Consider the following 21,375-nt stretch of genomic DNA (forward strand, 5'->3'; position numbering starts at 1 on the left):
TCACGGTGCTCCCGGGGGAATGAAGGGCAGTCCGGCCGGCGCGCCGTCCTCGATCAGCCGCAGCAGCGCGTCCGTGTCCGCGTGCTCCTCGATGAGGTCACCGAGAAGGTCGAGCTGTTCCTCGCGCAGCGCGCCGAAGCTCGTGTCGGGCGCGGGAACGAAACGCCGGCCCGCCGCCCGTGCCACCTCCGTAAGGAAGCGCCGCCGGAACGCGTCGCTCTCCAGCGCTCCATGCCAGTGCGTGCCCTGGACCGCGCCCACCCGGCAGCCGTCCAGCGGCCGTCCGTCCGCGTCGGAGACAAAGGCGTCGCCGCCTCGCACCTCGGCGACACCGTGATGGATCTCGTACCCGTCCACCGCCTCGCCCAGGGCCGTCCCGGACGGTCTGGCCAAGGTCTTCTCACGGGCGAACCGCACCCGTACGGGCAGCAGCCCGAGCCCGGCCACGGCGCCCGCCCGTGACTCCACCTCGTCCTCGATGTGCTCGCCGAGGATCTGATAGCCGCCGCAGATCCCGAGCACGGGACGGCCCTCGGCGGCCCGGCGCGCGAGCGCGTCGGCGAGCCCGCGCTCCCGCAGCCATGCCAGCGCCTTCACCGTGCCGCGCGTGCCGGGCACCACCACGAGATCGGCGTCGGCCAGCTCCTCGGGACGGTCCACGAACCGTACGACGACGCCCGGTTCGGCCGCGAGCGCGTCCACATCGGTGAAGTTGGACATCAGCGGTACGGCGCAGACCGCGATCCGCAGCACCTCCTCGCCGTACGGGCGGGCCACCAGGGACTCGCGCACGGCGCCGCGCAGCGAGATACGCAGTCCGTCCTCCTCGTCGATGCCCAGCCCGTGCCGCCAGGGCAGCACTCCGAGCGTCGCCCGGCCGGTCAGGCCGCGCAGCATCTCAAGACCGGGCTCCAGCAGGGACACATCGCCGCGGAACTTGTTGACGAGATAGCCCGCGATCAGCTCCTGGTCCTGCGGGCTCAGCAGCGCGGTCGTACCGAAGAACGAGGCGAAGACTCCGCCGCGGTCGATGTCGCCGACCACCACCACCGGCAGCCGCGCGGCGCGTGCGATTCCCATGTTGACGATGTCGGTACGGCGCAGATTGATCTCGGCCGGGCTGCCCGCGCCCTCGCAGATCACGGCGTCATGGGTGGCGCGCAGCTCCTCCAGACACTCCAGGACCGGGCCGAGCAGGGCCTCCCGGCGTCCGCCGCGCAGCGCGCTCCCGGAGTTCTCGGAGCTGCCGAAGAATCCCTTGGCGCTCAGCTCGCCCACCGGCCGTCCCATCAGCACCACCTGGCTGCTGCGGTCGCCGCCGGGCTTCAGCAGGACGGGATTCATCAGCGCGGTCGGCTCCACCCGGGCCGCCTGGGCCTGCATCGCCTGCGCCCGTCCGATCTCCGCGCCCTCGCGCGTCACGAACGAATTCAGCGACATGTTCTGCCCTTTGAAGGGCGCGACCTTCACTCCACGGCGTACCAGCCAACGGCAGATCCCGGCCGTGACGACGCTCTTGCCCGCGTCCGAGGTGGTCCCGGCCACCAGCAGGCCTCCGCCGCGCCCGCTCATTCGCGTCCCCTTCCGGTCTCCGCCGTACGACGGCCTGTCTCGGCCGTACGGCGGCGTATCGCGCCGTACGCGAACCGGCCGGCGACACAGACCGCGAGGGCGTATCCGCTCACCCGGCGCGACAGCCGTACGGCCCGTTCGATGTCCGCCGTCTCCACGGGCCGCCCTTCGCCGTTCAGTACGGGCCGGTGCTCCACCCGTCCGCCGTACGTGAGCGTCCCGCCGAGCCGTACGCCCAGCGCGCCCGCGAACGACGCCTCCACCGGGCCCGCGTTGGGACTCGGATGCTTCCGCGCGTCCTGCCGTACCGCCCGCAGGGCCGCGCGCGGATCGTCGCCCGCCACCGCCGCCAGCGCGGCGGTCAGCCGGGCTCCGGGCCAGCCGGCCAGATCGTCCAGCCGGGCCGACGCCCAGCCGAATCTGCGGTAGCGGGCGGACTTGTGACCCACCATCGCGTCCAGGGTGTTCACGGCCCGGAATCCCACGAGACCGGGCACGCCCGCGATCGCTCCCCACACCAGCGCGCCGACGACGGCGTCCGAGGTGTTCTCGGCGACGGACTCCACGACGGCACGGGCGAGCTGCTGTCCGTCCAGCGCCTGCGGATCGCGCCCGCACAGCCGTGGCAGCCGCTCCCTGGCCAGCTCAATGTCTCCGGCGGTGAGCGCGGCGCCGATGGCGCGTGCCTCCCGGCCGAGCGAGGTGCCGCCGACGACGGACCAGGTGGCCAGAGCGGTCAGTGCGACGGAAGCGGCACGGCTTTCCCGTACGGCACGTACGCCCGGAACGGCCCGCGTGGCCCGTACGCCCTGCGCGACCCGTACGGTCCGCGTGATCCGTACCGCCTGTGTACTGCGGGCGGCGACGACCGCGAGGCCGACGGCGCCTCCGGCGCATACCAGCGTGTGCAGCGCGCCCCAGCCGCGGTGGTCGTGCCACAGCGCCCGCTCGACGGCGCCCGCCGCCCGGCCGAACGCGGCCACCGGATGCCCTCGGCGCGGATCGGCGAACACCCGGTCGCCCAGCAGTCCCAGGGCCGCGCCGTACGCGAAGATCCGTCCGGCGGCCGAACCGCCGCCGCGCACGACGGCCGAACCGCTGCCAGGCATGGCGAAATGTCCTCACTCAGGGTCCGCGCCCCGGCTCGACGTGGTGCGGCGGCGAGAGTTCCTGGCTCCCGGGAGACAACTCCCGGTGACAGTGGCGGGACCGCGCCGGATTCGCACCGGCTTCCTCTTCTGCCGCCGTAATGGCCCCGGCAGTCCACCACGCCCGCGAACACCCGTCAACTCATCGCTGACCTGCGACGGGACAGGGTGAGGCGTGCGTCACGCGACGATCAGCCAGATCCCGTACGCCACGGCCGCCGCGCACAGGGCGAAGCAGGCGTACGCGCCCGTGCGCGCCAGAGCCGCCGGGCCCGTAACGCCGCCCTGCCCGCCGGCGGACTCCTGCTTGGCGAGACCGACGACGCCCAGGGTGAACAAGCCCACCAGGGCGACGGTCACCACGAGGCTGACTCCGAAGACGGAACCCAGCGCTGCCCAGTCGATGTTCATACGTTCGCTCGCTCTTCCTTGAGACCGTGGCGGTTCGGGCGGTGGGTGATTCAGACCGTGGCGGTTCGGGCCGGCTCACCGGCGCTGCCCGGTGGGGACGGAATGGTGGTCGACAGATCCTGCGTCGCACCGGCCGTGATGCCGTTGGCCAGGACACCGGCGGGCTCTCCACCCGGGAATCCGGCCTCGTCGGCGTCGGTGACATTGGTGTGGTCGACCGGGCGGCGGCGCGAGGCGAGCCAGATCGCGCCGGAGCACGCGAGGAGCAGCGCGGCGACCACCGCGACGCCCCAACTGCCCTGGCCGGTCAGGAACTCCGCGCAGGCCGCGACCAGACCCGCGGCGGGCAGCGTCAGTCCCCAGGCGATGAACATCCGCGTGGCGGTCGACCAGCGGACCACACCGCCCTTACGGCCGAGTCCCGCGCCCATCACGGCGCCGGAGCAGGACTGGGTGGTGGAGAGCGAGAAACCGAGGTGCGAGGAGGCCAGGATGACGGTCGCGGCACTGGTCTGGGCGGCGAAGCCCTGCTGCGGCCTCAGCTCGGTGAGCCCGGTGCCCATGGTGCGGATGATCCGCCAGCCACCGAGATAGGTGCCGAGCGCGATCGCCGTGCCCGCCGAGACGATGACCCACAGCGGCGGATTGGAGCCGGGCGCGAGGACACCGCCGGTGACGAGCGCGAGCGTGATGACGCCCATGGTCTTCTGCGCGTCATTGGTGCCGTGCGCCAGGGAGACCAGACCGGCGGAGGCGATCTGTCCCGCGCGGTAGCCCTTGGCGGTGGCCTTGTCGTCCGTACGGCGGCCGATACGGTACGTCAGTCCGGTGGCCAGCAGCGCCGCGAGACCGGCGACGACCGGCGCGGCGAGCGCCGGGATCAGCACCTTGGTGATGACAACACCGCCGTTGACTCCGGAGGTGCCGACGGACATCAGCGTGGCGCCGATCAGTCCGCCGAAGAGGGCGTGGGAGGAGCTCGACGGCAGACCGACCAGCCAGGTGAGCAGATTCCAGAGGATGGCGCCGACGAGCGCCGCGAAGATCACTTCGGTCCGGATGCCGTTCTCGTTGATCAGCCCGCCGGAGATCGTTCTGGCGACCTCCACGGAGAGGAACGCGCCGGCCAGATTCAGCACGGCGGACATGGCCACCGCGGTCTTGGGCTTCAGGGCGCCGGTCGAGATGGTCGTCGCCATCGCGTTGGCGGTGTCATGGAAACCGTTTGTGAAATCGAACACGAGCGCCGTCACGATCACGATCGCGAGCAGCAGTGTGAGGTGTTCCATTTACCCAGGCAATCGTTCGACGTAGGGGGCCTCGGTGAACGTAGGGAGTCATGGTGAACGGGAGATGAACTGAACAGGTATTCGTGGTGTCTCGAACTGACGCCGCGTGATTCTGTTCGGATGATCCGGAGAACAGGCGTACGGGCCGCCGGGCACTCCTGGCAGGATCACGGTATGACCGATCAGGAGAATCAGGACGCGATCGACCGGGCCTGGCGGGACCTGGTGAACACCGCCCGCAGAACGGCTTCCGAGGGACTGGTCGTCGGCACCTCGGGCAATGTCTCGGTACGGGCCGGCGGACTCGTTCTGGTCACGCCGAGTGGAATTCCGTATGAACAGCTCGGTCCCGAGGACGCCATCGGCGTCGACCTGGACGGCCGGCAGGTCCTCGGCGAGTTCACTCCCACGAGTGAGCTGCCACTGCATCTCGCGGTGTACCGGCACACCTCGGCGTCGGCCGTGGTCCACACGCACGCCGTGCACGCCACCGCCGTCTCCACGCTCGTACCGGAACTGCCGCTGATCCACTACATGTCGGCGGCGTTCGGCGGACCCGTCCGGGTCGCTCCGTACGCGCTGTACGGGACGGACGAACTGGCGGCGGGCATGCTCGACGCCCTGCGCGACCGCACGGGCTGTCTGCTCCAGAACCATGGCACGGTGACCTACGGCGCCACGCTCGCCCAGGCCTATGACCGCACGGCCCAGTTGGAGTGGATGTCCCGTCTCTGGCTCACCGCCAGCGCGGTGCCGGGCCGTACGCCCTCGCTGCTCTCCGAGGCGCAGCTCCGGGAGGCCGGAGAGAAACTGAAGGGCTACGGGCAGCGGCCCTGACGGAACCGGCCGCGGTCCGGCCCTGTGTCGACCTCTGCATCGCGCCGTACCCCGCACTCTCCGCGTACCCCGACGGACCGCGCCCGGTGGCCGGGCCCGGCGGCGCTGACGACACTGGGACCGTGCGTCCCGCCACAGCGACGGCAGCGGCCGTCTCCACCGTGATCGGCGTCGGCGCGGCTGCGGTCGCGGCCGGCCGGCTCGCCGGTGACGCCGCGCTCAGAGCGTCGCCCGGGCGGCCTCTGCCCGGCGATCCGAGGCTCACCGTGCACGCCACGGCCGCAGGACAGATCACCTTGACACGCTGTCTCGCCTCCCTGCGCCCGGGCGTGTACGGGATCGAGGGCCGAGGTCTCCACGCGGTGGTCGGACCGGTCCTGGAGGGCGTGCGGCATCCGCCCGACACCGTCGTACGGAGACTGGAGCGCGTCGGCCACGGCACGCTCGTCCCGGGCATGCGCGTACGCCTCACTCCGGAGGTCCACACCGGCGATCCGGCCACCGCTCTCGGCATCGACCACCGGGAGGAGCGGATCCCGGGCGAACTCGGTTTTCTGCCCGCCTGGTTCGTGCCGGGCGCGCGGGACACCTGGGTGATCACCGTGCACGGTCTCGGCACCACCCGTGAGCATCCGCTGAACGTCCTGGAGCTGCTGGCCGGGCTCCAGGTCGCCGTGCTCGATCTCGCCTACCGCGGCGATCCGGGCGCTCCACGCTCCCCGGACGGCCTCGGTCATCTCGGCGACTCCGAGTGGCGCGACCTCGACGCGGCGATCCGGTACGCCGTCCGCTACGGCGCGGAGCGCGTGATCCTTTACGGCTGGTCCACCGGCGCCACGATGGCCCTGCACGCCGCCGCCAACTCCGCGCACAGCGAGCGGATCTCCGGGCTGGTGCTCGACTCGCCCGTACTGGACTGGGAGGCCACCCTGAAGGCCCTCGCCACCGCCCGCCGTACTCCCGGCCCGCTGCTGCCGCTCGCCGTCCGGGCGGCCCAGGGCAGGACCGGGCTCCATGGCGGCCGGCTGCTCCAGGCCGCCGACCCGAGCAATCTGAACGTTCCGACACTGATCATCCACGGCCCGGACGACACCCTCGCCTCCTGGGATCCCTCCCGCGAACTCGCCGCCCTGCGTCCTGGACTGATCGGTCTCCACGCCGTCGCGCACGCTCCGCACGCCGCGATGTGGAACGCGGATCCGGCCGGTTACGAGGAGGCGCTGCGCCGCTTCCTCATCCCTCTCATGTAGCCGTCCAACAGGCCTCTTCCGTCCCGTGCGCACCCGTGTCCCGGCCCGCCCGCGGCGGCCTCCGTCCGCGTTCCGGTACCGACGGAACAGGTTCCGTTTGGGCTTTCGGGCGGTCACCGGGAAGACTGCTCCCGTGACGTCCCGAAAGCCTGATGAGCAATTGGCGCGCAACTCCAGACTCCGACTCGTCCGCCCGCGGCCGTTGACCACGGCCCGACGGGCCGTGACCGACGGACGCAACCGGCCGGCACCTCGGCCGCCCGAGGGCACTCCGCCCACCGCGGAGCTGGCCCGCCAGGCCAGGGAGGTGCTCGCCGACGCGGTACGGATCGCCCGCTGGGCCGCCGTCGACCGGGGCTCCGGCGCCGGTCCCTTCGGCGCGTCCGCGCAGGAACGGGCCGCCGCGGCGCTGGAGTTGACTCCGGAGCAGGTGCGCGCCGGCTGGGACCGGGCCAGGCTGGCCGGTCTGGTCGAGCTGCACGGCGGCACCGTACGGCCCGGCTGGCGGCTCCAGGCCTGGGACCGCGACGACAGCGCCGTCCAGCGCGGCTGGGTGGCCCTCTTCGACGCCTGGTCGCTGGTGCATCCGGCGCCCGAGGATGTCGAGGCCTCCACGGTCGCCGAGGTCGTCGAGGCCGTTCCGCAGGTGCTCTCGCTGCTCCAGCTCTCGGCCGGGCCCGTGCTCGTACCGGCCCTGCTCGATCTGCTGCGGCAGCGCGTCGCGGAGCTCCACGAGGAGCGCTGCGAGGTGCCCTACGGGCCGCAGCCCGCGCCCACCGAGCCCACGGTCCCGGAGCCTCCGGACGAGATCCTGCTGCCTCCGCTGCTCGACTGGGCCCTCGAAGGCCTGGCCGCCGTCGGCGCGCTGACTCTGGGCAAGGGCCAGGCGACGCTCACACCGCTCGGCAACTGGGCGGTCTGGGTCAAGCTGGAGCAGATCTGCGTCGCCGCCCAGAGCCCGGCCGGCAATATCGAACAGTCCGCCCAGCACATGCTGCGCGGCTGTGCCCGGCTCACTCCGGGACCGGCCCGCGCCGAGTACCGCGCCTGGCTCGCCGCCCGTACCGTCGGCAGCGCCGTCACCGAACTGCTCACCGTCGCCCGAGGCGAGGACGCGCTCCTGCGCGGACTGGCCTTCGAGGCGCTGCGCGTCGTCGGCGCGCCGGCGGAGGCGGGCGTACGGGCAGCGGCCGACGAGCCCTCGCTGCGTCCCTACGCCCTGCTCTGGCTGGCGGAGTACGAGGGCGCCGACCCGGACGACGCGGCCGATGTCCTCACCCGCGAGGAGTCGACCTGGCTCTGGGTGGACACCGCGGCGGCCGTCGCCGACCACGGCGAGAGCGGTCTGCTGGTCCGCCATCTCGACTCGGCCGTGCAGGGCAATGTGCCCGCCCTGCTGGACGAGGTCCGGGCCGTCGGCCATCCCCGTACGGTCCAGGTCCTGGTCGCCCTGGCCGCCGCGCACCCGGATCCGGCCCTCGCCAAGGCCGTGCGCCGGGCCGCCTTCCAGGTGCACACCGGAGGCTCCTGACGCGCGCCGCCCATTGATCCACTCGGCCCGTACCGCCGCCCGCCCACCGGGACGGACGGCGGTACGGTCCCGGCGGGCAGGCGGTCCCGGCGGCGGGCCCGCTGCCGAACGGGGGATGTGCCCGGCCGTGTCCGCCGTGTCGCGGCAGGTCCGGACGTCCTCCGCGTGGTCCCTTATTACGCTCACGCCTGATCGAGGCCCACGCCCGGTCGAGACCGGTGGTACCGAAGAGCGAACAGGGACCGGGGGAACAGTGACCGTTCCGTCCACGACCGCGGCGCCGACCGTCCCGCCGCCCGCCCCGCACACCGCATCCGCCACATCCGACACGACGCCTCCGCCGACACCGGAGAGCGGCGAGGACCCGGGCGGCGGGAGCGGCGGCAGCGGCACTGCGTCCCGTACCACCGCACGGCACCGGCGCGCACGGCGCGTCGCCCGGCTCGCGCTCGCCGCCGTCCCGGCCCTGTTCGCGCTCCCTCTCGCCACCGCCGCCCAGGACTCCCGGCACACGCCCTTCGGCGACCAGCTCACCGTCCACGCGCCGTCCGCGCTCGCACCGCCCGCCGCCCAGGAGCCCGTACTGCGCACCGAGGGCCCGCGCGTCGAGGCACTCGATCCGCACTCCGGCACACTGCGCTGGGCCCATGAGCGCTCCGGCCGCCTCCCGCTCGCGCTCGCGGCGGCGCCCGGTCATGCCTTCGCCCTCTGGAGCGACGGTCTGGTCACCGACACCGAGAGCGCCACCGGCGACGCCGTCCGCTGGCACCGCGCGCTCCCCGGCCTCGCCGACTGGCTGGCCGCCGCTCCCGGCCGCGGCACCGGAGTGCTCCAACTCCTCGATCCCGGGGCCCGGATGCTCGCCGTCGTCACTCCTCGCCGTATCACCGCGTACCGCACCGCCGACGGCGATCTGCGCTGGGTGCTGCCCGCCGTACGCGGCTGCGCCTTCGATCCGGCGCGCTCGGTCCGTAAGGGCGGAGCCCTGCTCGTCGCCCAGCCCTGCGAAGGAAACTCCGCCTGGACCGCGGAGCTGAAGGCCGTGGACGGACTCGGCAGGATCGTGCCCGACCGCACTCCGCTCGGCAACGATCTCCCGGACCACGGGCAGGCCGAGGGCACCGGCACCCGGCAGCGGAAAGCAGTTGCGCAGCCCGGTTAGACTGGTCGGCATGGCATTTCTCCTTGTGCATTAGCCGGCGTCGAAGACTCGCCTCCGCCTGCCCTCTTCCGCCGTCCACACCGCCCTGGAGTCTTTCCGTGATCACCGCAACCGGCGTAGAGCTGCGCGCCGGAGCCCGTGTCCTCATCGAGTCCGCCTCGTTCCGTATCGCCAGGGGAGACCGCATCGGTCTCGTCGGCCGCAACGGAGCCGGCAAGACCACCCTCACCAAGTGCCTCGCGGGCGAGGGAATCCCCGCCTCCGGCACCATCACCCGCTCCGGCGAAGTCGGTTATCTGCCGCAGGACCCGCGCACCGGCGATCTCGAAGTCCTCGCCCGCGACCGTGTCCTCTCCGCCCGCGACCTCGACTCCGTACTGCGGAAGATGCGCGAGAACGAGGAACGGATGGCGAACGGCAAGGGCGCCACCCGCGAGAAGGCGATGAAGAAGTACGAGCGCCTGGAGACGGAGTTCCTCACCAAGGGCGGATACGCCGCCGAGGCCGAGGCCGCGACCATCGCCGCCGCGCTCGGGCTGCCCGACCGGGTGCTCGGCCAGCCGCTGCACACGCTCTCCGGCGGTCAGCGCCGTCGGGTGGAGCTGGCGCGGATCCTCTTCTCGGACGCCGACACCCTGCTGCTCGACGAGCCCACGAACCACCTGGACGCGGACTCGATCATCTGGCTGCGCGACTATCTCAAGACCTACCGTGGCGGCTTCATCGTGATCTCCCACGATGTCGAGCTGGTCGAGACCGTGGTCAACAAGGTCTTCTATCTGGACGCCAACCGCTCGCAGATCGACGTCTACAACATGGGCTGGAAGCTCTACCAGCAGCAGCGCGAGGCCGACGAGAAGCGCCGCAAGCGCGAGCGCGCCAACGCGGAGAAGAAGGCCGCCGCCCTCAACTCCCAGGCCGACAAGATGCGCGCCAAGGCCACCAAGACCGTGGCCGCGCAGAACATGGCCCGCAGGGCCGAGCGGCTGCTGTCCGGTCTTGAGGAGGTACGCCAGTCCGACAAGGTCGCCAAGCTGCGCTTCCCCGAGCCCGCGCCCTGCGGCAAGACTCCGCTGACGGCCGAGGGACTGTCGAAGTCGTACGGCTCCCTGGAGATCTTCACCGATGTGGATCTCGCCATCGACAAGGGCTCCCGGGTCGTCATCCTCGGACTCAACGGCGCGGGCAAGACCACACTGCTGCGGCTGCTGGCCGGCGTCGAGAAGCCGGACACCGGACAGGTGACGCCGGGCCACGGACTCAAGCTGGGCTACTACGCCCAGGAGCACGAGACGCTCGACCCGGACCGCTCGGTCCTGGAGAACATGCGCTCCTCGGCACCCGATCTCGATCTGGTCGAGGTCCGCAAGACGCTGGGCTCCTTCCTCTTCTCCGGTGACGATGTCGACAAGCCCGCCGGTGTTCTCTCCGGCGGCGAGAAGACCCGGCTCGCGCTCGCCACGCTGGTCGTCTCCTCGGCCAATGTGCTGCTGCTCGACGAGCCGACGAACAACCTGGACCCGGCCAGCCGCGAGGAGATCCTCGGCGCGCTGCGTACGTACAAGGGCGCGGTCATCCTCGTCACCCATGACGAGGGCGCGGTCCACGCGCTGGAGCCGGAGCGGATCATCCTGCTGCCCGACGGCGTCGAGGACCTCTGGGGAGCGGACTACGCGGATCTGGTCGCGCTCGCGTGACGGTCGGACGTTCGCGACGGTCGAACGTTACGGTCGGGCGCTCCGCTGTGTGACCGTCCGGCGGCCCACCGTGCCGTGATCCACAGGCGGTCCGGATCTGGTCCGGACCTGGTCCGGACCGTGATCCACTCCGTATGGATCATTCGGCTCAGCGGTGATCCATCATCTGTGTGAGTGTGTCTCGTACTGTCGGCGTGCCGCGCGACGGAGAGTGCGGTTGGACACACTGTCCGGGCCGCTCTGCGCCGTACGTCGCTGACCTGGCACTTCGATCGATATACCGGCCCTTGTCCACTGCGGCCATGACCGGAATCGGGGATTCCGGTCGCGCCGGAAGCTTGAACTCTGCCAAAGCTTGTCGTACGGACCTTGCCGAATGGGTGGCCAGGAGGGCCGTAAGGGGTGATCATGAGAAGTCCAGAGCGCACTTCCCATGAGGAGGCACGGGTGGCCGAGACTCTGAAGAAGGGCAGCCGGGTGACCGGCGCCGCGCGCGACAAGCTCGCGGCAGACCTGAAGAAAAAGTACGACAACGGTGCGAGCATCCGGGCGCTGGCCGAGGAAACCGGCCGTTCCTATGGATTCGTTCACCGGATGCTCAGCGAGTCCGGAGTCACACTGCGGGGACGCGGCGGAGCGACGAGAGGCAAGAAGGCCGCTTCGGCCTGACAGTCGCGTGCGCTCCTCATGGCCACCGGTTCGGACGGTGGCCACCCGGGTCGATCAGGCGATCGCCCAGGTGGTTACTGTGCAGTCACTTAGCCAATTACTTTGATGTGTGGCTGCCCGACTGCCCGAACCGGAGGCGCCCGTATGACTTCGCTCGAATCAGTACGCGAACCAGTGCTCGACAAGGACGGCGTGCGGCTCACCGTCGAGGACGCGATCGCCACGGTGACATTGACCAATCCGGCCAAGCGCAACGCCCAGTCTCCCGCTCTGTGGCGGGCGTTGACGGAGGCCGGCAGGTTGTTGCCGGGCAGTGTGCGGGTCGTGGTGCTGCGTGGTGAGGGCATGTCCTTCTCCGCGGGGCTCGACCGGCAGGCGTTCACTCCCGAGGGATTCGACGGGGAGCCGTCCTTCCTGGAACTGGCCCGAGGCTCCGACGCGGACCTCGACGCGGCCATCGCCGGGTACCAGGACGGCTTCGTCTGGCTGCGCCGCAATGACATCGTGTCGATCGCAGCCGTCCAAGGGCATGCGATCGGCGCCGGCTTCCAGCTCGCCCTCGCCTGCGATCTCCGGGTCGTGGCGTCGGACGTGCAGTTCGCCATGCGTGAGACCAGTCTGGGACTGGTCCCGGATCTCACCGGCACTCATCCGCTGGTGGGACTCGTCGGCTATGCCCGCGCGCTGGAGATCTGCGCCACGGGCCGCTTCGTCCAGGCCGAGGAGGCCGAGCGCACCGGGCTCGCCAATCTCGTCGTGCCCGTGGACGAACTCGACGCGGCCGTCCGGGATCTGGCGGGCGCGCTGCTGGCCGCGCCCAGGGACGCGGTGATCGAGACCAAGGCGCTGATCCGAGGCGCGTCGGGCCGCTCCTTCGAGGAGCAGCGCGCGGCCGAGCGCGCGGCGCAGGCCCGTCGGCTGCGTGATCTGGCGGGACTCGCCGATTGACATGGGCTGCGCGTGCCTCACAGTTGCGGCGTCGCGGTGAGTGCCACCGCGGCCTCGCTCGTGTACATCACAAAGGTCAGCGTCTCCTGGAAGTAGAGCCGTACGTTCGTGTCGTCGTGGGACAGATAGCCGATGGACACGTCCTGGCCGAGACGGAGTTCGAAGTCGCCGCCGCGCGTGGAGAGCAGAAAGGCACCGTCGATGGCGGGCGCCCAGACGATCTCGCCGTCCAGCACCCGGTCGATGTGCTTGTGGATCGGATAGCCGTGGTCGGACGTCTCGTTCACGGCGGTGTACGCGTCGGCGCTCAGCGCCAGGGTGTACGGGCCGCCGACGCCCGCCAGCCGCAGCGTGGACACGGCCTGGCTGATGGCGTCCGGATAGTCGCGCACCTCGTCGGGGAGAGTCAGCTCCGGATTGGAGGTGCTCTGCCGGATACCCGTGATGCCCGCCGCTCCGTATCCCTCGAAGACCGCGCGGTCCTCGGCGAACGCGATCTTCCGGGCGGCGTCCTTCACCGGCTGCCAGTCCGCGTCCTTCGCGCCGCGCTCGACATCGTCCACCTGCCGGCGGTCGACCGTGAACGGCACCCGTAGCTCGACCAGCGGCCGTGACGCGCGCCGGTGGGCGACGACTCCGTCGGCGGGCGGATCGACGGGTTCGAGATGGCCGGTTCCGACCGCCGCCGCCGTGACTCCGAGCGGCTCGGGCACATCGACGATCTGGCGGGCGGCCACATGGCGCTCGAAGGTGCGCCGTGCCTCCTCCTCCAGGTCCGCCCACGCGGCATCGGAGATGGGCGCCAGTTCACGGTGCAGGTTCTTCATCGGGGATGCTCCTCTTCAGGTCGCCGATCCCGAGTGAGCCGTCGGTCCTCGGTGCGCTTGCCGTGCTTGCCGCTTCTACCTCCTCGGCCGTTGACTCGGTCTCGCGCCCGGCCTCGCGCCCGGCCTCGGTCTCCGCTCCGGGCGGCTCCGGCGGATCGTCCAGGAAGTCGGCGCTGGGCGCGAAGAACAGCGAGCCGGTCACGGCGGTGGAGAAGTCCAGGATCCGGTCGTGCGTGGCCGGCGGACTGCCGAGGAACATGTTCTCCAGCATCGTCTCGGTGACGTCGGGAGTACGGGCGTAACCGATGAAGTACGTGCCGAACTCACCGCGTCCCACGCTGCCGAAGGGCATGTTGTCGCGGAGGATCTTCCGCTCGGTGCCGTCGGGATCGGTGACCGTGTTGAGCGCGACATGCGAGTCGGCCGGTTTGATGTCGTCGTCCATCTCGATGTCGGAGAGCTTCGTACGGCCGATCACCCGCTCCTGCTCCTCGACGGGCAGGGCGTTCCAGGCGTCCAGATCGTGTACGTACTTCTGCACGATCACATAGCTTCCGCCGGTGAACTCCGCGTCCTCGTCACCGATCAGCACCGCCGCCCGCGCCACGGGCCCGACCGGATTCTCGGTGCCGTCGACAAAGCCGAGCAGGTCGCGTACGTCGAAGTACTTGAAACCATGGACCTCGTCGTGGACGGTGACGGCGCCGCGCAGCCGCTCCATGATCTGGGCGGCCAGACTGAAACAGAGGTCGAGCCGCGCGGCCCGGACATGGAAGAGCAGATCGCCGGGCGTGGACACCGCGCGGTGGCCCGTCGGTCCGACGAGTTCACGGAAGGGATGCAGCCCGGCCGGGCGTGGTCCGCCGAACAGCCGGTCCCAGACCTGGGAGCCGATACCGGCGACACAGCTCAACTGCCCTTCGGGCGCCCGGAAACCGACCGCGCGCTGGAGTCCCGCCAGATCCGGCAGCAGCTCTCTGACGACCGGCTCGCCGCCCGGGTCCACCGTCACCACCAGGAAGATCGCCGCACCCGTCAGCGGGCTCAGCACCGGCTGCGGGATCACCTCCGGGACGGGACCGGCCATGGGCGCCTGCCTCCTCGCACATCATGGGCCGCCGCGCCGACCGGTGCCCAGGCCTGCACCATTGTCCTGGGCAGGGAGCAACACCGCATTTCGTGGTGGTCGGGCTGCACGGGCTGGTCCGGCCCCGCGCTCTCAGGGCGCCACGTCCACCGCTACATCCACCGCCACGTTCACCGCCGTGATCAGCACCGCCACCGAAGGGCCGCCCGGCACGCCCGCCGCGACTCTTTTCCGTACCGCCCGCGCCACCTCCAGCGGGCGGTGTCCCGCCGCCGTCGCCAGCTCGATCCGGACATGCCCGGGAGTGCCGGCCACCGCGGTGCCCAGCGTCCGGGTCAGACAGGCGACACCGGGCACCGAGGCCGCAGTCAGCGCGGCTTCGCCCTCCGGCGTGGCGGCCCGTAGCCCTACCGGCTCCGTCGGTTCCGTATGCCGTGGTGCCGCCTCGCCCGCCGGCTCCGCCGCCCGCTCCAGCAGGGCCGTCACCCGCAGATCGATCTCCGCGATCCGCAGCCCCAGCCGCCTGGTCGCGCAGTCGAACAGCACCGCGCGCAGCCGGTCGGCCACGGCGGGCAGAGGCTCGTCCGTCATGTCCGTGAACTCCTCGCCGAACTCCGCCTCGATACGGAGCCGTCCGGGCGGCAGCGCGCTGGGCGGCGGCGGTACGGGCGACTCCTCCGCCGCGTCCGGATCTGCGGGCGAGAGCCGTACCGCGCCCAGCACGGTGCCCGGCACCTCCGCCGCCGCCCGCCGGAGCTCCGCCGCCGCCGCGCGTTCCGCCAGCCATGTCCCGTCGGCGGCGCCGCCCAGCGGAAGCAGTCTGCCCAGGTCGAGCCGTCGGCGTACCGCGGCCGTCCAACTGTCGGAGCCGTGCGCAGTCGTCATTCCTCCAGCCTGCCGCATCCACGGCGCGGTACGGGGAAAGCAGCCCTAGTCTGAGGAACGAAGTCTCCTGCCGCCCGGAAAACCCACCGCCCGGAAAGGATGAACGGCGATGTCGGACAGCACACCGCGCAACCAGTCAGCGCCTTCCGCCACAGAACTCTCGGGCGAGGACGGCAGGAAGCCGTCCGTCACCAAGCGCGGCGGCGGCCCGCCCGCCACGCGTGGACGTACCACCATCGCCGACGGTGTGGTGGAGAAGATCGCCGGGCTCGCGGCCCGTGACGTACTCGGTGTGCATGCCCTGGGCAGCGGGATCTCGCGTACTTTCGGCGCGGTACGCGAGCGGGTGCCCGGCACCACCAGATCCGTCAGCCGTGGAGTGAAGGCCGAGGTGGGAGAGGTGCAGACGGCGCTCGATCTGGAGATCGTCGTCGACTACGGCGTCTCGATCACCCAAGTCGCCGCCGCCGTGCGGGAGAACGTCATCGCCGCGGTCGAGCGGATGACGGGCCTGGAAGTGGTCGAGGTCAATATCGCGGTCAGTGACGTCAAGCTGCCCGAGGAGGAAGATGAAGAGGACCAGGACATCCGGGTCCAGTAGGCCGCGACGGGCCCGGGGCGCAAGAGCAGTGGAAAAGCAGTAGAAAAGCGGCGGAAAGGTGCGAACGATGAGCATGGCGGTGGTCGGCCTGTTGGCCGGTATGGCGCTCGGTTTCGCCGGATACTTCGGTGGCTTCGGTGCCTTTCTGCTGGTGGCCGCGTTGGGCGCGATCGGTTTTGTGGCAGGGCGGTTCGTCGACGGCGATCTCGAACCCGGCGACTTCTTCCGTACCCGCGACCGCGACGACCGGCGGCGGTGAGCGCGCGTGGCCGGTGACGGGGTGGTGGTGGCCGCCGAGCGCGGGGCGACCACGATCGCCGACCGGGTCGTCGCGAAGATCGCCGCGCAGGCGGCGCGCGAGGCGCTCCACGGCGTACCGGAAGGCGGCGCCGCGCCGCACGCCACGGTCACGGTGCACCGTGACATCGCGCAGGTACGGGTCGGCGTCGAGCTGGACTATCCCTCCGACATCGGTACGCAGTGCGGCGCGGTACGGGTGCAGGTCGCCCAGCGGGTCAGGGCCCTGGCGGGCATGGAGGTGCCCGAGGTGGTGGTGCGCGTCGAGCGGCTGCACTCCGTTCAGTCGCGTCTGACGGCACAGGGGAGGGTCCGGTGAGCGATCCGGCGAAGGAGCCGGCGGACGGTTCCGCGAACGGTCCCGCGGACGGTTCCGCGGCCGAGGGAGCCGGGAAGGAAGCGGCGCGAGGCGACGGGCCGGGCGCTCTGCCCGGCCTCGACCAGTCGGCCTCCGCCACCCGGTACGAGCCACGGCCCACGCTCACCGGCGAGGCGGACCACAGGGCCGGGCGCTTCTGGTCCACGCGCCGTGTCCCGGCCGCGCTGACGGCCCTGGTCGTCCTCGGCGCCGCCGGGCTGCTGCTGTACGACGTCGCGGCGGTACGGGCCGGCCACCGCGCGATGGAGTGGCGCCGCGGGCTCGCCGACGAACTCGCCCGGCAGCCGCTGGACGAGACCTGGATGCTGGTCGCCGCCTGTGTCGCCATGGCGCTCGGGCTGTGGCTGATCGCGCTCGCCCTCACTCCCGGGCTGCGGCGCGTGCTGCCGATGCGCCGGGACGTCGCGGACGTACGGGCCGGGCTCGACCGCGAGGCCGCCGCGCTGGCGCTGCGCGACCGGGCCATGGAGGTCTCCGGAGTACGGTCCGCGCGGGTACGGGTCGGCCGCTCCCGGGTGACGGCGCGTGCCCTCTCCCACTTCCGTGAACTCGACGCGGTACGGGCCGATCTGGACGAGGTGCTCGCCACCGGCATCGGCGAACTGGGCCTCGCGAGGCCGCCCTCGCTGACGGTCCGGGTCCGCAGGCCGGTGAAGAAGAGGTGACGGGATGATCCGGGTGGTCAACCGGGTGCTGCTGGCGCTGATCGGCCTGGCGCTGCTGTGCGCGGGAGGTCTGGTGCTCGCCCGGGGACTGGGCTGGTCGGTGCCGTCCTGGTGGCCGTACACCGGGCCGCACGATGTCCTGCTCAGCCGCGCGAACCGGGAGCGCTACCGCACCGACGGCTGGTGGTGGCCGGCCGTCATCGCCGGGCTGGCGGTCGTGGCGCTCCTGGCGCTGTGGTGGCTGCTGGCCCAACTGCGCCGCGCCCGGCTGGCGGAGGTGCTGGTCGACAGCGGAGACGGACAGGGCGCGCTGCTGCGCGGGCGCGCGCTGGAGAGCGTCCTGGAGGACGACGCGGAGTCCCTCGACGGTGTGGCGCGCGCCAACGTCCGTCTCCGGGGCCGCCGTTCGGGCCCGTCGGCCCGGATCCGGCTGCTCCTGGAACCGCACGCCTCGCCGCGCCGATCGGTGAACCGCCTCACGGACGAGGCACTGGCCCATGCCCGCGACTCGACGGGCCTGGCCGCGCTTCCGGCGGAGGTCCGCCTGCGCGCGGCCAGACACAGCGCGGAACGCGTCACCTGATCCGAGGTCATGCGAGGTGGCCCGTAATGAGTGCGGCCCGGGGCACGCAGCTGCGCCGCGCGGTCAGAAGCCGTGGCGCGCGCCGCCGTCCACCGGGAGCATGATGCCCGTCAGATACGACGCCGCCGGCGAGAGCAGAAACGCGGCCGTCCTGCCGAACTCCTCCGGAGTCCCGTACCGCCGCAGCGGTATACGGGACTCCTGGGCCGCCCTCGCCGCCTCCGCGTCGCCCGACAGCGCGTCCAGCTCGCGCAACCGGTCCGTGTCGATACGCGACGGCAGCAGGCCCAGCACCCGTATCCCGCGCGGACCGAGCTCGTACGCCAGGGACTTCGCGAAGCCGGCCAGACCGGGACGCAGACCGTTCGAGATCGCCAGGCCCGGGATCGTCTCATGGACCGAGGCCGACAGCACGAAGCCGATGACACCGCCCTCGCCCAGCTCCGCCGCCGCCTCACGCGCCAGCCGTACCGCGCCGAGGAAGACCGTCTCGAACGACGCCCGCCACTGTTCGTCCGTATTGCCCGTCGCGGATCCCGGCGGCGGGCCGCCGACACTGATCAGAATGCCGTCGAAGCCGCCGAACTCCTGGCGCGCCGCCCCGATCAGCCGCTCCGCCACGGCCGGATCCGCGTTGTCCCCGGCCAGCCCGTACGCGTCCGGGCCGATCGCCGCCGTGGCCTTGGCGACGCTCTTCTCGTCCCGCCCGGAGACGACGACCTTCGCACCGTCCGCCGCCAGCGCCTCCGCGGCAGCCCGGCCCAGCCCTCGTGAAGCACCCGTCACGACATAGACACGGTCTTTCAGTCCAAGATCCATGGCCCTATCCTGCCGTGTGCTCCCCGGCCAGCGTCAGGGCGGTCACCACCAGACCGATATGACTGAATGCCTGCGGAAAGTTGCCGAGTTGCCGCCGTGCCACCGGGTCGTACTCCTCCGAGAGCAGCCCGACATCGTTGCGGAGCGCGAGCAGCCGCTCGAACAGCTCCTTCGCCTCCTCCGTACGGCCCGTCAGATGCAGCGCGTCGGCCAGCCAGAACGAGCAGACCAGGAACGCGCCCTCCTCGCCCGGCAGCCCGTCCACGCCCGGCCCGGTCGTGCTGTAGCGGCGCAGCAGACCGTCCTGGCTCAGCTCCGCCCGTACCGCGTCGATCGTGCCGACCACCCGCGGATCGTCCGCCGGCAGAAACCCGACGCGCGGAATGAGCAGCGTCGCCGCGTCCAGCTCGGTGGAGCCGTACGACTGTGTGAAGGTGTTCCGCTCCGGGTCGTATCCGCGCTCGCACACCTCCCGGTGCACCTCGTCCCGCATCGCCCGCCACCGGTCCGCCTTTCCGCTGAAGTGCGGATTGCGCTCCAGCGTCCGTACGGCCCGGTCGGCGGCGACCCATGCCATCACCTTGGAGTGGACGAAGTGCCGGCGCGGCCCTCGTACCTCCCACAGTCCCTCGTCCGGTTCACGCCACTTCGACTCCAGGAAGCTGAGCAGAGTCAGCTCCAGACTCCAGGCGTGCGGCTTCGGCGGCAGACCCGAGGTCCGCGACACATGGAACGAGTCGATGACCTCGCCGTACACATCGAGCTGGAGCTGATCGACCGCGCTGTTGCCCGTACGGACCGGCGAGGAGCCCGCGTATCCGCTCAGCCAGGACAGCTCGCTCTCCGGCAGCCGCCGCTCACCGGCCAGGCCGTACATGATCTGGAGATCGGCCGGATCGCCCGCCACCGCGCGCAGTAGCCAGTCCCGCCAGGCCGCCGCCTCCTCCAGATAGCCGACCGACAGCAGCGCGCCCAGCGTCAGTGTCGAGTCGCGCAGCCAGCAGTAGCGGTAGTCCCAGTTGCGTACGCCGCCCAGCTCCTCCGGCAGAGAGGTGGTCGGCGCGGCGACGATGCCGCCCGTCGGACCGTACGTCAGCGCCTTGAGCGTGATCAGCGAGCGCATGACGGCGGCGCGGTTCGGGCCCTCGTAACGGCAGCGCGCGGACCAGATCGCCCAGTCCTCCAGACACTGCGCCAGCGCCTCGAACGGATCGGTGAGCGGCGGGCGCTCCTCGTGCGAGGGATGCCAGGTGAGGACGAACGCCACGCGCTCGCCCGCGCCGACGGTGAACGACGAGCGGGTGCTGAAGTGCTGGCCCCAGGTCTTGACCGCGGGCTCGCTGCGCAGCCAGATGGAGTCAGGGCCGGCGATGGCGAGCCGGTGGCCCTCCTCGCGCCGCATCCAGGGCACGACGGAACCGAAGTCGAAGCGCAGCCGGAGCGTGGCGTTCATCTCCACCGAGCCGCTGACGCCCTCGATGATCCGCACGATGTCGGGCGCCACATCGCGCTGCGGCATGAAGTCGATGACCTTGACCGTGCCGGCGGGCGTCTCCCAGACGGATTCAAGCACCAGCGTCTCACCCAGATAGCCACGCCGTGTGCAGTCGCCCGCGCCCGCGGGAGCGATCCGCCAGTGGCCGTTCTCCTCGTCGCCGAGCAGCGCGGCGAAGCAGGCCGCCGAGTCGAAGCGAGGAAGGCACAGCCAGTCGATGGAGCCGTTTCTGCCGACCAGGGCGGCGGTCTGGAGATCGCCGATGAGTGCGTAGTCCTCGATGCGTTGGGTCACGCAAAGGGCTGTTCCCGGAGCGCGGAACGGCTAAGCAGGTGTGCGAGGCGGCTGAGCGGGTGTGCGGGACGGCTGAGCGGGGCGGCCGGGCAGCCCAGGCGTCTGGCCCGTCGTACGGTCAGGCCGTCGCGGGCGCGCGTTCCGGCTCGGACTCGGTCGCCGCCCGACCGGCCGCCGCCGCGCGGTCGCGCAGCTCACGGCGGACCAGAATCACCCAGCCGACGGGCACGGCCGCGGCGAACAGCCACCACTGGACCGCGTACGCCATGTGCGGCCCGATCGAGCTGTCGTCCGGCGTCGGGATCTGCTCGGGAGAGCCACCGGCCGGCACGGGCGCGGTCTGCTCGATATAGCCGCCGAGGACGGTGCGTCCGAGCGCCTTCTGCTGCCGCTCGCTGTTGATCAGCATGACCTGGCGGGGCGGCAGATCCTGTACGTCCCTTATCCCGGTGACCGCCGCCGTCTCGTCGGCCTTCAGCCGGCCGGTGACGGTGACCTCGCCCTTCGGCGCGGCCGGAATGTCCGGGAATGCCCGCTGGTCACCGGTGGCCGCGATCCAGCCGCGATTGACGATGACGGCCCGGCCGTCGCTCAGGACGAGCGGCGTGAGGACGTGATAGCCGACCTGGTCGTCGGCGGAGGTCCTGCGGCGTACGACGACCTCGTCGGCGGTGTCGAACCGGCCGGTGGCGGTGACCGTGCGCCAGTAGTCGGCGCGCGGGACGGTGTACCCGGGCGAGGTCAGCTCCTCGACCGGGACGGGCTTCGCCTTGAGGTTGTCCGAGATCAGGGAGTTCTGGGCGACCCGGTGCTCATGCCGGTGGAGCTGCCAGAAACCCAGCTCGACCATCGCGGGGATGAGGGCGAGGGCGAGCAGGGTGAGGATCACCCACTGCCGGGACAACAGGAAGCGGTACACACCATCGACC

At 71.5% G+C, this 21,375-nt stretch carries 22 protein-coding genes and 1 riboswitch; of the genes, 12 read left to right on the plus strand and 10 right to left on the minus strand.

Translation table 11 applies throughout. The features are described from left to right. The 4 genes from ACFV6H_RS14290 to ACFV6H_RS14305 form a co-directional block, all read right to left on the minus strand. The gene (locus tag ACFV6H_RS14290) at nt 1-1,572 is read right to left on the minus strand and encodes a cobyric acid synthase (protein WP_384986950.1); all 1,572 of its coding nucleotides are present in this window, start codon (nt 1,570-1,572) and stop codon (nt 1-3) included. Then, the gene (locus ACFV6H_RS14295) at nt 1,569-2,681 is read right to left on the minus strand and encodes a cobalamin biosynthesis protein (RefSeq protein WP_384986952.1); all 1,113 of its coding nucleotides are present in this window, start codon (nt 2,679-2,681) and stop codon (nt 1,569-1,571) included. The genes ACFV6H_RS14290 and ACFV6H_RS14295 overlap by 4 nt, the downstream gene beginning before the upstream one ends. A gap of 32 nt (nt 2,682-2,713) precedes the next feature. Then, a riboswitch (cobalamin riboswitch) is annotated at nt 2,714-2,855 on the minus strand. A 45-nt stretch (nt 2,856-2,900) separates the two neighbouring features. Beyond that, the gene (locus tag ACFV6H_RS14300; RefSeq protein WP_385541503.1) at nt 2,901-3,131 is read right to left on the minus strand and encodes a hypothetical protein; all 231 of its coding nucleotides are present in this window, start codon (nt 3,129-3,131) and stop codon (nt 2,901-2,903) included. Between the two features lie 50 nt (nt 3,132-3,181). After that, the gene (locus ACFV6H_RS14305) at nt 3,182-4,420 is read right to left on the minus strand and encodes an anion permease (protein ID WP_385541505.1); all 1,239 of its coding nucleotides are present in this window, start codon (nt 4,418-4,420) and stop codon (nt 3,182-3,184) included. Between the two features lie 174 nt (nt 4,421-4,594). Here ACFV6H_RS14305 and ACFV6H_RS14310 point away from each other — a divergent pair, with 174 nt between their 5' ends. The 7 genes from ACFV6H_RS14310 to ACFV6H_RS14340 all read left to right on the plus strand — a co-directional run bounded on the left by ACFV6H_RS14310 (nt 4,595) and on the right by ACFV6H_RS14340 (nt 12,514). Further along, on the plus strand, nt 4,595-5,257 hold the full coding sequence (locus ACFV6H_RS14310) for a class II aldolase/adducin family protein (protein ID WP_385541507.1): 663 nt from the start codon (nt 4,595-4,597) through the stop codon (nt 5,255-5,257). A gap of 122 nt (nt 5,258-5,379) precedes the next feature. Further along, nucleotides 5,380-6,507: an alpha/beta hydrolase gene (locus ACFV6H_RS14315; RefSeq protein WP_385541509.1), complete on the plus strand. Its 1,128-nt coding sequence runs from the start codon at nt 5,380-5,382 to the stop codon at nt 6,505-6,507. Between the two features lie 133 nt (nt 6,508-6,640). After that, nucleotides 6,641-8,038, plus strand: coding sequence for a hypothetical protein (locus ACFV6H_RS14320; RefSeq protein WP_385541511.1), 1,398 nt, complete (start codon nt 6,641-6,643; stop codon nt 8,036-8,038). Between the two features lie 253 nt (nt 8,039-8,291). After that, entirely contained in the window at nt 8,292-9,200 is a 909-nt protein-coding gene (locus ACFV6H_RS14325; protein WP_385541513.1) for a hypothetical protein, read from the plus strand. 98 nt (nt 9,201-9,298) lie between these two features. Beyond that, entirely contained in the window at nt 9,299-10,897 is a 1,599-nt protein-coding gene (locus ACFV6H_RS14330; RefSeq protein ID WP_385541515.1) for an ABC-F family ATP-binding cassette domain-containing protein, read from the plus strand. Between the two features lie 447 nt (nt 10,898-11,344). Next, complete coding sequence (locus ACFV6H_RS14335; RefSeq protein WP_030753304.1) at nt 11,345-11,566, plus strand: helix-turn-helix domain-containing protein; 222 nt, start codon at nt 11,345-11,347, stop codon at nt 11,564-11,566. Between the two features lie 144 nt (nt 11,567-11,710). After that, nucleotides 11,711-12,514: an enoyl-CoA hydratase/isomerase family protein gene (locus ACFV6H_RS14340; RefSeq protein WP_385541517.1), complete on the plus strand. Its 804-nt coding sequence runs from the start codon at nt 11,711-11,713 to the stop codon at nt 12,512-12,514. Between the two features lie 17 nt (nt 12,515-12,531). Here the strand turns inward: ACFV6H_RS14340 and ACFV6H_RS14345 are convergent, their stop codons facing one another. The 3 genes from ACFV6H_RS14345 to ACFV6H_RS14355 all read right to left on the minus strand — a co-directional run bounded on the left by ACFV6H_RS14345 (nt 12,532) and on the right by ACFV6H_RS14355 (nt 15,313). Beyond that, nucleotides 12,532-13,341 (minus strand): family 1 encapsulin nanocompartment shell protein, encoded by an 810-nt coding sequence (locus tag ACFV6H_RS14345; protein ID WP_385541519.1) that lies wholly within the window; start codon nt 13,339-13,341, stop codon nt 12,532-12,534. Then, nucleotides 13,322-14,428, minus strand: coding sequence for a Dyp-type peroxidase (locus tag ACFV6H_RS14350; RefSeq protein ID WP_385541521.1), 1,107 nt, complete (start codon nt 14,426-14,428; stop codon nt 13,322-13,324). The genes ACFV6H_RS14345 and ACFV6H_RS14350 overlap by 20 nt, the downstream gene beginning before the upstream one ends. 132 nt (nt 14,429-14,560) lie before the next feature. Beyond that, nucleotides 14,561-15,313: a hypothetical protein gene (locus ACFV6H_RS14355; protein ID WP_385541523.1), complete on the minus strand. Its 753-nt coding sequence runs from the start codon at nt 15,311-15,313 to the stop codon at nt 14,561-14,563. A gap of 109 nt (nt 15,314-15,422) precedes the next feature. Between ACFV6H_RS14355 and ACFV6H_RS14360 the strand changes: the two genes are divergently transcribed. From ACFV6H_RS14360 to amaP, 5 genes are all read left to right on the plus strand, one after another. After that, nucleotides 15,423-15,914, plus strand: coding sequence for an Asp23/Gls24 family envelope stress response protein (locus ACFV6H_RS14360; RefSeq protein WP_093601313.1), 492 nt, complete (start codon nt 15,423-15,425; stop codon nt 15,912-15,914). Between the two features lie 67 nt (nt 15,915-15,981). Then, entirely contained in the window at nt 15,982-16,173 is a 192-nt protein-coding gene (locus tag ACFV6H_RS14365) for a hypothetical protein (protein ID WP_066949179.1), read from the plus strand. Nucleotides 16,174-16,179: 6 nt separating this feature from the next. Continuing rightward, on the plus strand, nt 16,180-16,530 hold the full coding sequence (locus ACFV6H_RS14370; RefSeq protein ID WP_385541525.1) for a hypothetical protein: 351 nt from the start codon (nt 16,180-16,182) through the stop codon (nt 16,528-16,530). Further along, entirely contained in the window at nt 16,527-17,255 is a 729-nt protein-coding gene (locus ACFV6H_RS14375; protein ID WP_385541527.1) for a DUF6286 domain-containing protein, read from the plus strand. Before ACFV6H_RS14370 ends, ACFV6H_RS14375 begins: the two co-directional genes overlap by 4 nt. 4 nt (nt 17,256-17,259) lie before the next feature. Continuing rightward, a complete protein-coding gene (amaP, locus tag ACFV6H_RS14380) occupies nt 17,260-17,838 on the plus strand; it encodes an alkaline shock response membrane anchor protein AmaP (RefSeq protein WP_384986977.1) in 579 nt (192 codons plus the stop codon). A 63-nt stretch (nt 17,839-17,901) separates the two neighbouring features. On the opposite strand, the gene ACFV6H_RS14385 is transcribed toward amaP, so the two are convergent. From ACFV6H_RS14385 to ACFV6H_RS14395, 3 genes are all read right to left on the minus strand, one after another. After that, complete coding sequence (locus ACFV6H_RS14385) at nt 17,902-18,657, minus strand: SDR family oxidoreductase (RefSeq protein ID WP_385541530.1); 756 nt, start codon at nt 18,655-18,657, stop codon at nt 17,902-17,904. A 4-nt stretch (nt 18,658-18,661) separates the two neighbouring features. Continuing rightward, nucleotides 18,662-20,446, minus strand: a complete 1,785-nt coding sequence (locus ACFV6H_RS14390) for a glycoside hydrolase family 15 protein (protein WP_385541532.1) — start codon at nt 20,444-20,446, stop codon at nt 18,662-18,664. Between the two features lie 118 nt (nt 20,447-20,564). Continuing rightward, complete coding sequence (locus tag ACFV6H_RS14395) at nt 20,565-21,365, minus strand: SURF1 family protein (protein ID WP_385541534.1); 801 nt, start codon at nt 21,363-21,365, stop codon at nt 20,565-20,567. Nucleotides 21,366-21,375: the final 10 nt, after the last annotated feature.

The organism is Streptomyces sp. NPDC059743 (genome assembly GCF_042732975.1).
Classification (GTDB): Bacteria; Actinomycetota; Actinomycetes; order Streptomycetales; family Streptomycetaceae; genus Streptomyces.

What these genes read in the sequence shown, in the direction of transcription:
- ACFV6H_RS14290 (WP_384986950.1), bottom strand. Translation starts at nt 1,572, where the DNA reads ATGAGCGGGCGCGGCGGAGGCCTGCTGGTGGCCGGGACCACCTCGGAC.
- ACFV6H_RS14295 (WP_384986952.1), bottom strand. Translation starts at nt 2,681, where the DNA reads ATGCCTGGCAGCGGTTCGGCCGTCGTGCGCGGCGGCGGTTCGGCCGCC.
- ACFV6H_RS14300 (WP_385541503.1), bottom strand. Translation starts at nt 3,131, where the DNA reads ATGAACATCGACTGGGCAGCGCTGGGTTCCGTCTTCGGAGTCAGCCTC.
- ACFV6H_RS14305 (WP_385541505.1), bottom strand. Translation starts at nt 4,420, where the DNA reads ATGGAACACCTCACACTGCTGCTCGCGATCGTGATCGTGACGGCGCTC.
- ACFV6H_RS14310 (WP_385541507.1), top strand. Translation starts at nt 4,595, where the DNA reads ATGACCGATCAGGAGAATCAGGACGCGATCGACCGGGCCTGGCGGGAC.
- ACFV6H_RS14340 (WP_385541517.1), top strand. Translation starts at nt 11,711, where the DNA reads ATGACTTCGCTCGAATCAGTACGCGAACCAGTGCTCGACAAGGACGGC.
- ACFV6H_RS14345 (WP_385541519.1), bottom strand. Translation starts at nt 13,341, where the DNA reads ATGAAGAACCTGCACCGTGAACTGGCGCCCATCTCCGATGCCGCGTGG.
- ACFV6H_RS14350 (WP_385541521.1), bottom strand. Translation starts at nt 14,428, where the DNA reads ATGGCCGGTCCCGTCCCGGAGGTGATCCCGCAGCCGGTGCTGAGCCCG.
- ACFV6H_RS14355 (WP_385541523.1), bottom strand. Translation starts at nt 15,313, where the DNA reads ATGACGACTGCGCACGGCTCCGACAGTTGGACGGCCGCGGTACGCCGA.
- ACFV6H_RS14360 (WP_093601313.1), top strand. Translation starts at nt 15,423, where the DNA reads ATGTCGGACAGCACACCGCGCAACCAGTCAGCGCCTTCCGCCACAGAA.
- ACFV6H_RS14365 (WP_066949179.1), top strand. Translation starts at nt 15,982, where the DNA reads ATGAGCATGGCGGTGGTCGGCCTGTTGGCCGGTATGGCGCTCGGTTTC.
- amaP (WP_384986977.1), top strand. Translation starts at nt 17,260, where the DNA reads ATGATCCGGGTGGTCAACCGGGTGCTGCTGGCGCTGATCGGCCTGGCG.
- ACFV6H_RS14385 (WP_385541530.1), bottom strand. Translation starts at nt 18,657, where the DNA reads ATGGATCTTGGACTGAAAGACCGTGTCTATGTCGTGACGGGTGCTTCA.